Below are 13,803 nucleotides of genomic sequence, written 5' to 3' on the forward strand. Positions count from 1 at the left end.
GAATCGGCGACATCGGCGACCAACTCCGCGCCGACTCCGGACGCGGTGTCCGATATGTCTGCGCATACTCCAACGTAGCGCGGTGCGCGAGCACGCGGGAGATCTTTCCGAACAGGAAGCTTCATGTCGGCGGTTCGGGCGTTTCGCGCCGCTCAGCCCTGCCGCCGGGGCTCGTGACCACCGCCGCGCCGGGTTCACGCACAGGGGTACCCATCGCGGACTCGGCCACCCGGCTCATCGAGACGATTTGTCTCGGCGATCAGGGGCAGTTCCGGCAGTTGATCGAACGGTCGGCGCGAGGTGACTGTTCGACCGCGGCGGCCGCCGAAGACCCGCCTGCCGCGCTAGGCGAGAGCGAGGGTGATGATCTGGGTGACCTGGCGGCTGTCGAAATTGTCGTCGCTGACCAGAACCAGGGTTCGTTCGCCGGAAGGCAGCCGGGGACCCCAGGTCATGCCCTCCACGTTGTCGACGGCGGAGAGCCCGACGTCGTCCAAGTCGACAAGCAGACGTTTCGCCACCGGCCGTGCGGCGCCGATCGGAGCATCGAGGATATTGGTCGCGGCAGCCAGATCGGCCTCGTAGACGCGGATCTTGTTGGCCGCCCCCGGCGAAAAGGACCGTTCCAGCACAAGCACTTTCGCGGGATCCAGCGCATCGGCGGCGAGGAGGGACGTGACACCGGTACCACCGCGGCCGGGCTCGGGGCGCGACTCGGCGAAGACCGGCTCGATCGGATACGCGTACTGGGCGAGCAGGGGGCCGGATCGGGCCTGAACGGTGATCCGCGCGACCGCGCCACCTGCCGTGGTAGCCGCAGGCCCGTCCGGTAGCAGCGGTCCTTCCGTGGCGGTCGCGAACAGCGCGCCCCCGGCGAGGAAGGTCGCCGCCTCCAATCCCTGGTTCTGCCGGGGGCCGGAACCGGGGCGCATTCGCTCGTTCTCCGGGATCGGCAGCTCACCGGCGTACGAGCCGTCCGGGTGCGCGACCCGCACCGAGGGGTCCGCGAGCACCGCGCCGTCGCGCTCGCCTTCCTGCGTCCAGTAGTAGTCGCCGGTCCACGGGTCGACCCGGATCTCCTCCGGGTCCACCGACATAGGTGCGTAGGGTGCGCCGGTCGCGGTGAGCAGCGGCCGGGTGCCGGTGAACGTTAGCGGCCCGACTCCGTGCTCGCCGACCGCCATGCGCGCGGTGTAGTAGCGCGCGGGGCTCTTGTTCGACCGATCGTCGCTGATCAGCAGGAATTCACCGGTGTGCGCCGAGTAGTCGATCCCGGAGAGGCCACCCACCGTGGTGCCCTCGAAGTCCAGGCCCGACGCGATCACTTGCTCACCCAGCAAGCGCACCGAGGGCGCCGCCACGGGATCGGCGGCGGCCGGAGCCGGGACGAGCGCGAGGGCGCAACTGATGATCAGGACATGACGACTACGTCTGCGCACGACTGCCAACCTATCCGGCCGATCGGACGGGAAGATGAACGGGCCGGAAAACGACGGAAGCCCGCCACCGCGAAAAGCGATGGCGGGCTTCGCCGTTGCGCTACGGCGCGAGACTACTTACGCAGCGAGGCCGGGACCTCGAAGCGCTCGCCGTAGTTCTTGGCGAGGTAGTCGGCGCGCTCCACGAAGGCCTCCTGGCCACCCGGGTAACCGACGATGAACTGGTGCACACCACCGGTCCAGGCCGGGAAGCCGATGCCGAAGATGGAGCCGATGTTGGCGTCGGCGGTGGAGGTGAGCACGCCCTCGTCGAAACACTTCTGGGTCTCGATCGCCTCCGCGAAGAGCATGCGGTCGATCAGATCCTGGATCGGGACACCGAAGTCCGTCGTGGTCTTGAAGTGCTCACGCAGGCCCGGCCACAGACCGGTGCGCTTGCCGTTCTCGTCGTACTCGTAGAAGCCCGCCTTCTCCAAGCGGCCCGGACGACCCTCGGACACCATGTAGTCGATGACGTCCTGCGCCGGGTGCCGCTTGGCGCCCAGGGTGGTGTCGCCCGCCTGAGCAGCCTCCAGGGTCTCCTTGGCGATCTTCTGCATGAGCTTCATGTTCAGCTCGTCCGACAGCTGCAGCGGCGCGGCCGGGTAGCCCGCCTGCAGACCGGCCTGCTCGATGGTGGCGGGCTCGATGCCCTCCTTGAGCATGGCGATCGCCTCGTTGACGAAGGTGCCGATCACGCGCGAGGTGAAGAAGCCGCGGCTGTCGTTGACCACGATCGGGGTCTTCTTGATCGCGAGGGTGTAGTCGAACACCCGGGCCAGCGCCTCGTCCGAGGTCTTCTCACCCTTGATGATCTCCACCAGCGGCATCTTGTCGACCGGCGAGAAGAAGTGGATGCCGATGAAGTCCTCCTGGCGCTTCACGCCGGTCGCCAGACCGGTGATCGGCAGGGTGGAGGTGTTCGAGCCCAGCAGCGCGTCGGGGGTGACGATGTCCTCGATCTCCTGGAACACCTTGTGCTTGAGCTCGGTGTTCTCGAAGACGGCCTCGATGACGAAGTCGACGCCTGCGAAGTCGGCCGCGTCCGCGGTCGGCTTGATCCGGTCCAGCAGAGCCTTGGACTTCTCCTCGGTGGTCTTGCCCCGCGAGAGCGCCTTGGCCTCGATCTTCTCGGAGTAGTTCTTGCCGCGCTCGGCCGCCTCGATCGAGACGTCCTTCAGCACGACCTCGTAGCCCGCCTTCGCGGAGACATAGGCGATGCCCGCGCCCATCATGCCCGCGCCGAGCACGCCGACCTTCTTGATCTCCTTCTTCGGCACGTCCTTCGGACGCGAGCCGCCGTTGTTGATCGTCTGCAGGTCGAAGAAGAACGCCTGGATCATGTTCTTCGCGACCGGCCCGGTGAGCAGGTGCACGAAGTAGCGGGACTCGATCAGCGACGCGTTGTCGATGTCGACCTGCGAGCCCTCGACCGCGGCCGACATGATGGCGCGCGGCGCGGGCATGTTCGCGCCCTTGATCTGCTTGCGCAGGTTGGCCGGGAACGCCGGCAGGTTCGCCGCGAAAGCAGGCGAGGACGGGGTGCCGCCGGGGATCTTGAAGCCCTTCTTGTCCCACGGCTGCACACAGGCCTCGGGGTTGGCCTTGATCCACGCCTTGGCGGCGGGGACCAGCTCCTCGACCGAACCGACCAGCTCGTCGACCAGGCCGATCTCCTTGGCCTTGGCCGGCTTGTTGCGCTGACCCTGCAGCAGCACCTGCATCAGGGCGTTCTGCAGGCCCAGCATGCGCACGGTGCGGATGATGCCGCCGCCCGCGGGCAGCAGGCCGAGGGTGGCCTCCGGCAGACCGATCTGCGAACCCGGCACGTCCGCGGCGATGCGGTGGTGGGTGGCCAGCGCGATCTCCAGGCCGCCGCCGAGCGCGGCGCCGTTGATGGCGGCGACGACCGGCTTGCCCAGCTGCTCCAAGCGGCGCAGCGCGCTCTTGATCTCGGCCAGCTCGTCCATCAGCGCCTGGGCGTCGTCCGGACCGACCTTCATCATGTTCTTCAGGTCGCCGCCCGCGAAGAAGGTCTTCTTCGCGGAGGTCAGGACGACACCGGTGATGTTGTCCTTCTCCGCCTCGAGCCGGTCGACGGTGGCGGTCATCGACTTCTTGTACAGCTCGTTCATCGTGTTGGCGCCCTGGTTCGGGTCGTCCATCGTCAGCACGACGATGCCGTCCGAATCCTGCTCCCAACCGATCATGTTGGTTTCGCTCACAGCTCTGTGTCTCCTAGGTGAATTAGCGGCGTTCGCGGCCCTACGTGGTTACGCAGGCTGCCGCCTCCGGGCCTGACGCTCACGCCGCCGCAAATCTTCGGCTGTCGGTTGGGGATCAGACCCGCTCGATGATGGTTGCCACGCCCATGCCGCCGCCGATGCACAGGGTGACCAGTGCGTAGCGGCCGTTGCGGCGCTCCAGTTCGTCGACCATGGTGCCGGTGATCATCGCGCCGGTCGCACCGAGCGGGTGGCCCATCGCGATCGCACCGCCGTTGACGTTCAGCTTCTCGTCCGGGATGTTCAGATCCTTCTGGAACTTCAGCACCACGGAGGCGAACGCCTCGTTGATCTCGACCAGGTCGATGTCGTCGAGCGTCAGACCCGCCTTGGCCAGCACCTTCTTGGCGGCCGGGGTCGGACCGGTGAGCATGATGGTGGAGTCGGCGCCGCTGGTGGCGGTCGCGACGACGCGGGCGCGCGGGGTCAGGCCGGAGGCCTTGCCCGCCTCCTCGGAACCGATCAGCACGAGCGCGGCGCCGTCGACGATGCCGGAGCTGTTGCCGCCGTGGTGCACGTGGTTGATCTTCTCGACGAAGTGGAACTTCTGCAGCGCCACCGCGTCGAAGCCACCCATCTCACCGATCACGGAGAAGGACGGCTGCAGCTTGGCCAGGTCCTCGGCGGTGGTGCCGGGGCGCATGTGCTCGTCGCGGTCGAGCACGACGAGGCCGTTCTGGTCCTTGACCGGCACGATCGACTTGGCGAAGTAGCCGCCGGTGGTGGCCTTGGCGGCCAGCTCCTGCGAGCGGACCGCGTAGGCGTCGACGTCGTCGCGGGTGAAGCCCTCGATGGTCGCGATCAGGTCGGCGGAGACGCCCTGCGGGACGAAGTAGGTGTCGTAGTTGGTGGCCGGGTCCAGCGCCCATGCACCGCCGTCGGAGCCCATCGGCACGCGCGACATGGACTCGACGCCACCGGCGAGGACCAGGTCGTCGAAGCCGGAGCGGACCTTCTGGGCGGCCAGGTTGACGGCCTCGAGGCCGGAGGCGCAGAAGCGGTTGAGCTGGAAGCCGCCGACGGTGTCGGGCAGGCCGGCCACCGTGACCGCGGTACGGGCGATGTCGGCGCCCAGGTCACCCACGGGCATGACCACGCCGAGGATCAGGTCGGAGATCCGGTCCTCGTCGAGGTTCGGGAAGCGGCCGCGCAGCTCCTGGATCAGACCAACAGTCAGGTCGATCGGCTTGACCGAGTGCAGCGAGCCGTTCTTCTTGCCACGGCCGCGCGGGGTGCGGATGGCCTCGTAAATGTAGGCCTCTGTGGTCATATCGGAGTGTTCCTTCCTCAATGTGCGGCGGCCGGACATTCGTCCGTCCGAGCGCTCCTTGCGGTCGGCCGGCACATTCGTCCGTCCGAGCGCTCCTGTGCGGCCGGCCGGCACATTCGTCCGTCCGAGCGCTGGTGTGCGGCGACACCGCGGGTGCGGCGTGGCTGCGAATGACCTCGCCGACCGGCCTTGCGACCGACCGTTCCTAACGCTGTACAAAACCAGGCAAGCAACAGCGGACGCACGTCCCGGTCGCTCGTACGCCTGGGCATACCATAGAACGTCGGCGTACCGAAGCTCACGGCTACCCGCTCATACTACCGTGGAGTGCGAACTCCGGTTAACTTAACGTCGTCGGAGCGGTGGTTGTCAACCATCCAGCCGTGTGGCACCCAGCTCACTCTTCAGCAATTCGAGGGCGACCTCGTCCGGGTCGCGCCGATCGCCGGGAGCCACCGGATCGGCCGCGGCGGCCATCATCTCCCGCTCCTCCTCCGGCGTGGGCGCGGGGATGGCGCCGTCGCCGCCCCGGCCCCGGCTGCTCACGTCCTCGTTTCCGCTCGGTTCCGCGTCGTACGGGGGCGGATAGTCCGCGGGGCCGGGATCGTCCGGGAGGTCGGGGTAGTCGGGCGGCGGGATGTCGTCGTCCGCCGGATACGGGCGCGGGTTCGCGCCACTCCCGCGCGAGCGTCCCGCGTTACCCGGCTTGTCGGCGCCGGTGTTCCGCGCCTGGCTGGGGCGCGAGAACCGTGGCGGGGCGGCGGCGTCGGGTGCGCGGCCCGCCGCGTTGCCGGATTCACGTCCCGGCTGGCTGCCCGCCTGCCCGCGCCCGCGATTCCCCGCACCGCCGGACCGGGGCGCCGCCGCGGGCCGGGGCGCCGCACCGCCCGCTTCCCAGCGCACCTCGTGGTCACGGCCGAGCACCGCCCGCACCGCGGACCGGACCGCTTCCAGATTCCGCGGATCGGACAGTCGCTGCGCCAGCGGCGCGTGCTGATGGGCGAAGACGATGACCTCGCCCTCCACCCGCGCCACCGACGCACCGGCGAGCATCGCCTGCACGGCCGCGCCGAACTCGCGCACCTTGGTCCGGATATCCGCCCAAGCGGCTTCCACCTCACGCAACAGATCACCGCCCGGCGCGGAAGAAGTCCCGGCGGCGGGCTCCGGTGCGGGCGCGCCGGTCGCGCGCGATACGGATGCGTCGATCGCCCGAGATGAAGGCGCGTCAGTCCCCGCGGACGCGTGAGACCCCCGAGACACGGATGCGTCAGCCCCCGCCGACACGGATGCGTCTATCGAACGAGACGAAGGCACGTCAGTCCCCGCGGACGCGGACGCGTCAGTCGCACGAGACACCGGCACGTCAGTCCCGTGAGACGAAGGTCCAGCAGTTCCACGGGGCGAGGGCGCATCAGTCGGCTGAGCCGGGATCACATCGGATCGTTCCCGATCGCCTCGCCCCGCAGCAGCATTCCGCGCGGCGGTCGAGTCGATGGTCGCGGGATCGTGCCCGGCGACAGAGCCCGCCGCCTGCGCGCCCGATACCCGAGAATCCGCTCCTTCACTCGCACCGCTCGCGACGCCGTAGTCACGCGCTCCGGCTCCAGCGGACGCGTCGGTTGTTCCACTCGGCGCGTCGGGCGCGCTCGGCCCTCCCGACGATGTGCCCCTCGCCGACCCGCCGCCCGGTCCGGCGCCGGATTCCGGCTCGGCGATCGGCGCGTTTCGATCTGCACCGCCCTCCGCACCGGTGCCCGGCGCAAACCGGCCCACCGACGATGCGCGATCGGCAGCCGTCACCCGTCGCCCGTCTCCGGCACCTGCGGATTCCCCGCCGTCGACCGCAGCGCCGCCATCCGGCGCGGCGACAGTGGAACCCACACCACCGGCCGCCGGAGTTCCCGCCGGTTCGCCACCGACAGGCGCCGGAGCATCAGCCGCAACCTCCGCGAACGACCCATCGGCGCGCACCGGCCGCTCCGCTCGTCCGGCCTGCGCCGAACCTCCGCCGTGCACGAGCGCTTCAGCACCACCAGCCTGCGGCGAACCTCCGGCGGCAGCCCCTCCAGCACGCACCGGATCTTCCACACCACCGGTAGCCACCGCTCCACCGGTCTGCGCCGGACCTCCGGCCGCGACGGCACCTCCCCCACGCACCGCCGCCTCCGCGCCACCGGTCTGCGCCGGACCCCCGGCAGGGGCAGCACCTCCGGCTTCGGACGCGTCCTCCGAGCGACCGGCGCCCCGGTTATCGCGACGAATCGCGGCCAGCGCTTCGGCTCCACGGCGACGGGGCGGGTCCGTCGGGGACCCACCCGCAGCCGGCGGTGGGGCAGGCGAGGCGGTGGGGACGGCGACCGAGCCACCCGCCAGACCGCGCTCCAGCCGCTCCAACCGTTGCAGCGTGGCGGATTCCGCATCGGACACCGACGGCAGCAGCATGCGCGCGCAGACGACTTCGAGCAGCAGTCGCGGCGCCGTGGCGCCGCGCATCTCCCCCAGGCCATCGTGCAGCAGCTCGGCGTAGCGGGTGAGGGTGGCCGAGCCCAGTCGCGCGGCCTGGTCCCGCATCCGGTCGAGCACGTCACCGGGGCCGGTGACCAGACCGCGCTCGACGGCATCGGGCACCGCGCGCAGCAGGATCAGGTCGCGGAAGCGATCGAGCAGGTCGACGGCGAAACGGCGCGGGTCGTGGCCCGCCTCCATCACCCGGTCGACGGTGCCGAACAAGACGGCGCCGTCGTCGGCGGCCAGCGCCTCGACGGCGTCATCGATCAGCGCCACGTCGGTGACGCCGAGCAGCGAGACCGCGCGGGCGTAGGTGACGCCCTCGGGACCCGCCCCCGCCAGCAGCTGGTCGAGCACGCTCAGGCTGTCGCGCGGCGAACCGCCACCCGCGCGAATCACCAAGGGATACACCGCTTCCTCGACCGGCACGTGCTCCTGCTCGCAGATCCGGCCGAGCAGGCCGCGCATCGTGGCGGGCGGCAGCAGGCGGAACGGATAGTGGTGCGTGCGCGAGCGGATGGTGGGCAGCACCTTGTCCGGCTCGGTGGTCGCGAAGATGAAGATCAGATGCGCAGGCGGCTCCTCGACGATCTTGAGCAGCGCGTTGAAGCCCGCGGTGGTCACCATGTGCGCCTCGTCCACGATGAACACCCGGTACCTGGACTCGGCGGGCGCGTAGAAGGCGCGGTCACGCAATTCCCTGGTGTCGTCGACGCCGCCGTGGCTCGCGGCGTCGAGTTCGATGACGTCCAGGTTGCCCGGACCGCCGGGGCCGAGCGCCACGCAGGACGGGCAAGTGCCGCACGGCGTCGAAGTAGGCCCCTGCGCGCAGTTCAGCGACCGGGCGAGAATGCGCGCGGACGACGTCTTGCCGCAGCCGCGCGGACCGGAGAACAGATAGGCATGGCTGATCCGCCCCATGTCGAGCGCGGTACTCAGCGGGTCGGTGACGTGCTCCTGACCCACCACCTCAGCGAACGTTGCCGGTCGGTACTTCCGGTACAGAGCCACGGCCAGAGGTTACCGGCGACTACCGACAAAGGACATTCCCGCCTGGCGCGCCGGTCCGGACCGACCCGGCGGCCATATATGTGATCTAAGTCACAACATGCGCGCCACCTTCTTCGGCCGCCCGCTGGGACATCCACGGTGGCAACTTTTGAGCTATCGCTCATGCCGACCGAGCGAATTCCGGACTTCGCCGCCCCCGCACCCCTGCCGATCCGGAAAATATGAACTCACACCCCGATTTACCTCGACTTTTTGGAGATAACGAAACCGTCACCATGGGTGACACCGACGCAATCCGCTGGCTAACGTGGCATTCGGCAACTTCGGTAGCCAAACCTTCATCAGGTTGGTGACCCCGGCCGGTCCCTCATCCCGACCGGGGCACAACCAACAGAGCTCGGCCCACAGGTGACCAGCGTCAATTCCCACTTCCACCGGAGGACCGTCCACCGTGTCGTGTGACGACATCGCCGCCGCCTGGCTGTCCAGCACCGATTTCGCAGGCGACCGCTCCGCCGTCGCCCTTCTGAGCCGCGCCATCAGTCCGCAGGAATTCGCGATCAAGCGCGATTCGCTGCCGGTGACCGCGGCAGCCGATCCGGCCACCGCCGCCGCCATCCTCGAACTCCTCGAACGCGGCCAGGTGCCCACCATGGCCGCGATCCGCACCCTGACCGCGCAGAACGAGATGCGCCGCGAGGCCGAGCGCATCGAACGTCTCGGCAGGCGCGCGCAGCGCAGCATCGACGACTTCGGCCGCGCGCTGGCGAAACTGGCCGACGCGCACTGGACCGCGCACGGCTACGGACCGACCCGCCGCGACGTGCTGTGCAGCGAGCAGATCATGACGCTGATCCGCAGCCGCGTCGGCAATATCGCGCCGTCGGCGGTCAAACACCTCTGGCTGATCGAACGGGCCCAGCGTGCCGGGTGGATCGCTTCCAATGCCAATCCCCGATCCCTCTGCGCCGCACGGCGTTTCTACGCGGCCCAGTACGGCAATCGGGTCTCGCTGCGCCCGGTGAACACCATCGGCACCGCGATCGCGACGTACCTCGCCGACTACCTGGACGAGCACGGTCGCGCGCCACGCTGGTCGGTGGTCGCGCAAGAACTGCGCGACGATCGCGGCCGCCGGATCTTCCACAACACCGCCGATGCCCGCGCCCAGCAGCTCTGGCTGACCACCGCGGAGTGGGTGGAGATGCGGGACGACCTTCCCGTGCCCGGGCGCAGGGGGTTGCGGGCCATCCGCAAGTCCCGGGGCTGACCTCGGACGGTGCACCGCTCGGGTCGACACCATAGGTTAACGGCGTTACTCTAACGCTGTTAACCTGACGAGCGGAGCCGCGATGCTGACCCGGATTGCCCGTTTCACCACCCGATCTCCGCGCGCCGTGCTGGCCGCGGCGTTCGTCATCGCCCTGCTGTGCGGCGTCTTCGGCGCCACCGCGCCCGCGCACTTGAAGTCCGGCGGGTTCACCTCCGACGACGCGGAATCCGCCCGGGTCACCCAGCTGATCGCGGACAACTTCGCCGGCGCCGCGCCCAATTTCGTCCTACTGGTCAACTCGGACGCGGGCGCGGACGACCCGGCCACCAAAGCGGCGGGCATCGGGCTGGCCGACGCGCTGAAGACGCGCGCGGACGTGCAGGGCGTCCAGTCCTACTGGACGACGCCGCAGCCGCTGGCCAACGCGTTGCGCAGCACCGATGGCAAGAGCGCCCTGGTCGTCGCCTATATCGACGGCGACGAGACGCAGGTCCAGCAGACCGCGGGCGAACTGGAACGGCAGTTCGCGGGCGTCTCCGACGGCATCACCGTCCGGCAGGGCGGCATCGCGGCCATCTACCACGACGTCACCGAGCAGACCACCCGCGACCTCGCGCTGGCCGAGGGCGTCGCGGTGCCGCTGTCGATGATCGTGCTGATCCTGGTGTTCGGCAGCCTCGTCGCCGCCGCCCTGCCGCTGACCATCGGCATCCTCGCCATCCTGGCGACGCTGGCGATCCTGCGCCTGTTCACGCTGTTCACCGATGTCTCGATCTACGCGCTGAACATGACGACAGCGATGGGCCTTGCGCTGGCCATCGACTCCAGCCTCTTCATCGTCAGCCGCTTCCGCGAGGAACTCGCGCGCGGCCTGGATCCGGCGGCGGCCACCATCCGGTCGGTACAGACCGCGGGGCGCACCGTGCTGTTCTCCGCGCTCACCGTCGCACTCTCGATGGCCGTACTGAGCGTGTTCGACCTGTACTTCCTGAAAAGTTTCGCCTACGCGGGCGTCGCGGTCGTCGCCGCGGCGGCGGCCGCGTCCATCGTCGTGCTGCCCGCCGCGCTGGTCCTGCTCGGACATCGCGTGAACTCCCTCGACCTGCGGGCGCCGCTGCGGCGGCTGTTCCGCCGCGGCGCGCCCGCCCCCGGCCCGAGCGCGCCGGAGGACAGCGGCTGGTATCGGCTGGCCGGCGTGGTGATGCGGCACGCGGCGCCGGTCGCCATCGTGATCATCGCGCTGCTGCTGGCGCTCGGCGCACCGTTCCTCTCGGTGAAGTTCGGCTATCCCGACGACCGCGTGCTGCCGGAGACCGCCGCCAGCCGTCAGGTCGGCGACGCCCTGCGCACCGAATTCCCCCAGGCCGATCCGGTCGCCAGCACCACGATCGTGCTGGACGGCTATCGCGGCGACGACGCGGCGCTCGGCGGGTACGCCGCCGAGCTGTCCAAGGTCGACGGCGTGCCCGCGGTCCTGTCCGGAGCCGGGATCTACGCCGGGGGCGCGCGAGTCGCCGCCGCTCCGCCCGGAATGTCCAACGACACCGGGACCTATCTGAGCGTGGCCACCAAACTCGACCCCTTCTCACCGGCCGGTGACCGTCAACTGAAGGAGATCCGGGCGATCCCGGCGCCGGGCGAGGCGCTCTACGGCGGCGCGGCGGCGGCCAATGCCGACTCGCTGCACGCCCTGGCCGCCCGGTTGCCGCTCGCGGCCGCTCTGATCGCGCTGGCCACTTTCGTCGTGCTGTTCCTGTTCACCGGCAGCGTCGTATTGCCGATCAAAGCGCTCGTGCTGAACACATTGTCGCTGGCAGCCGCTTTCGGTGCGATGGTGTGGGTGTTCCAGGAGGGTCACCTGTCCGGGTTGCTGGGGTTCACCCCGGTGGGTTACCTGGTGCCGACCATGCCGATCCTGATGTTCTGCCTGGCCTTCGGCCTGTCCATGGACTACGAGGTGTTCCTGCTGTCGCGGGTGCGCGAGGAGTGGCTGGCCACGCACGACAACACCCGCGCCGTGGCGGTGGGCCTGGCTCGCACGGGCCGGATCTTCACCGCGGCCGCCTTGCTGATGGCGATCGTGCTCGGCGCGCTGGTGACGTCGAAGGTGTCGTTCATGCAGTTGCTCGGACTCGGCCTCACCCTGACCGTGCTCGCCGACGCCACGATCATCCGCGGTCTGCTCGCGCCCGCGCTCATGCGCCTGCTCGGCCGGGCCAACTGGTGGGCGCCCGCCCCGCTGGCTCGCCTGCACGCCAAGATCGGGCTGACCGAGGGCGAGGAGGACATCGCCGCCCGCCCGCTGGAAACCGCAGGGCGCGCATGATCGGTGGCAGGCGTCCGCGGTCGCCGCGCGGGTCCGGCGCCCAGCTGCGCGAGGAGATCCTGCGAGCCACGGCCGAACTGCTCAGCAGGACCGGGCACGCCGACGCGGTCTCGATCCGCGCGGTGAGCGAGCTGGTCGGGGTGAGCGCGCCGTCGATCTACCGGCACTTCGCCGACAAGGACGAGCTGATCGAGGCGGTCGTCGCGCAGGTCTTCGAGGACCTCGCCGACGCGATGCGCGCCGCCACCGATCCCGCGACCTCCCCGGTGACCCAGCTGCACGATCAAGGCATGGCCTACGTCCGCTTCGCCCTCGAACATCCCGAGCAGTACCGGCTGGCGACCGCGCCCACCGAGACCGGAGGCGCGGTGGACCAGGTCCTCACCAGCGGGGCCTTCCAGCATTTCGCGGCCACCGTGCGCAAGTGCATGGACGAGGGGACGATGGCGCCGCGCGACCCGCTGCCGATCGTGCTGGAACTGTGGTCGGTGGCCCACGGCATCGCCGACCTGCTGCTCGCCAAACCCTTCCTGCCCTGGGGCGACGCGGAAGCCGTCGCCTCGCGCGTGATGGGCGCCGCGTGCCTCGGCTACAGCGTGCTCGACCTGGTCGGCACGGACCCGCCGACACCGGAGACGGTGACCGCGTGGCTGCGCGAAGTCCGCATGGCGCGCACCGACCAGACCTCGGTGCCGGAGCCCGATCAGCAGGACGGAGCGGGAATCAGCTCACCGAACTCGCCGACGCGGTGAACGTATTGCATTGCGCCGCACGGTTTTTGTCCACACCCGTCTCGAACCACTGCCCACCGTTCTCGGCGGAGCCGTGGTCCCGCATGTCCCCCGCCTGGTCGCCGCGCCCGTAGGCGTCCTTGCGGGCGAGGGTGAGCTGCGAATCGGTCAGCGAGCCGCCCTCCGCGGAGGATGAGAGGTACATGCCGTCGAAGCAGTTGGCCTGCAATTCGACCCGACGGGACAACTCCAGGCCCTTGGCGCTGCGCGGGCCCGCGTCCGCCCGATCGCTGTTGGCCTTGCGCAGGATGCCGGACATCGCCTGCACGTGATGCCCGTACTCGTGCGCGAACACCGACAGGTAGACCACCCAGTTGTCTTTGAAGTAGTCCGTCTGCAACTGACTGATCGGCATGTAGATCGTCTTGTTCGCCGGGCAGTAGAACGCGGCGAAGTTACTGGTGGAGCCGGTGCACGGGGTGGTGATGCCCGCGGTGGTCGCGCTGACGTTCAGCGACGGCGGCTGGAACGGCAGATTGGCCTTGCGCAGCACCGGTTTCCACGCCGTCTCCAGGCACGACGCGGCGCTTTCGAAGAACTTGCGCGCGGCGTCCACCTGAGTGCCCCAGGGCGAGTAGTCGCATCGCGCCGGAATCAGCGTCGCGTTCGGGTCGGTCAGCAGCGGATTGTTACCGGTCTCCGACGGCGCGGTCGACCCGTCCGGCTGGGCGTCGAAGGTGAAGCTCGGTCGCGGGCCGGACGCGTCGGCGACGTCGCGTCCCACCGAGATGGCGTTGCGCACCAGCCCCGCTGCGACCAGGAAAACGACGACGACCAGCAGCACCACCCATCCGCCGCCACCGCGTTTGCGCGGCGGCGGGTAGGGCGGGCGTCCCGGCGGACCATAGGGCATCGGCG

8 protein-coding genes are annotated in these 13,803 nt (G+C 69.6%); 3 read left to right on the top strand and 5 right to left on the bottom strand.

Annotated elements, in window-relative coordinates; genetic code table 11:
- Nucleotides 1-344: 344 nt before the first annotated feature.
- The 4 genes from HOV91_RS11270 to HOV91_RS41225 all read right to left on the bottom strand — a co-directional run bounded on the left by HOV91_RS11270 (nt 345) and on the right by HOV91_RS41225 (nt 8,555).
- On the bottom strand, nt 345-1,439 hold the full coding sequence (locus tag HOV91_RS11270; RefSeq protein ID WP_174185391.1) for an esterase-like activity of phytase family protein: 1,095 nt from the start codon (nt 1,437-1,439) through the stop codon (nt 345-347).
- Nucleotides 1,440-1,552: 113 nt separating this feature from the next.
- Nucleotides 1,553-3,703, bottom strand: coding sequence for a 3-hydroxyacyl-CoA dehydrogenase NAD-binding domain-containing protein (locus tag HOV91_RS11275; RefSeq protein ID WP_312884563.1), 2,151 nt, complete (start codon nt 3,701-3,703; stop codon nt 1,553-1,555).
- Nucleotides 3,704-3,818: 115 nt separating this feature from the next.
- Nucleotides 3,819-5,033: an acetyl-CoA C-acetyltransferase gene (locus HOV91_RS11280; protein WP_174185392.1), complete on the bottom strand. Its 1,215-nt coding sequence runs from the start codon at nt 5,031-5,033 to the stop codon at nt 3,819-3,821.
- A gap of 369 nt (nt 5,034-5,402) precedes the next feature.
- On the bottom strand, nt 5,403-8,555 hold the full coding sequence (locus HOV91_RS41225; protein WP_438822652.1) for a DNA polymerase III subunit gamma and tau: 3,153 nt from the start codon (nt 8,553-8,555) through the stop codon (nt 5,403-5,405).
- Between the two features lie 451 nt (nt 8,556-9,006).
- On the opposite strand from HOV91_RS41225, the gene HOV91_RS11290 reads away from it, so the two are divergent.
- From HOV91_RS11290 to HOV91_RS11300, 3 genes are all read left to right on the top strand, one after another.
- Nucleotides 9,007-9,825 carry a hypothetical protein gene (locus HOV91_RS11290; protein ID WP_043718166.1) on the top strand — a complete coding sequence of 273 codons (819 nt, stop codon included), beginning with the start codon at nt 9,007-9,009 and terminating at the stop codon, nt 9,823-9,825.
- An 82-nt stretch (nt 9,826-9,907) separates the two neighbouring features.
- Nucleotides 9,908-12,154: an MMPL family transporter gene (locus HOV91_RS11295; protein WP_174185393.1), complete on the top strand. Its 2,247-nt coding sequence runs from the start codon at nt 9,908-9,910 to the stop codon at nt 12,152-12,154.
- A complete protein-coding gene (locus HOV91_RS11300; RefSeq protein WP_174185394.1) occupies nt 12,151-12,906 on the top strand; it encodes a TetR/AcrR family transcriptional regulator in 756 nt (251 codons plus the stop codon). Before HOV91_RS11295 ends, HOV91_RS11300 begins: the two co-directional genes overlap by 4 nt.
- Here HOV91_RS11300 and HOV91_RS11305 read toward each other — a convergent pair.
- A partial coding sequence (locus HOV91_RS11305; protein WP_246349985.1) for a neutral zinc metallopeptidase occupies nt 12,878-13,803 on the bottom strand: 926 nt, incomplete at its 5' end. The genes HOV91_RS11300 and HOV91_RS11305 overlap by 29 nt on opposite strands.

Origin of the sequence: Nocardia barduliensis (assembly GCF_013315795.1) — a bacterium.
GTDB lineage: Bacteria > Actinomycetota > Actinomycetes > Mycobacteriales > Mycobacteriaceae > Nocardia > Nocardia barduliensis.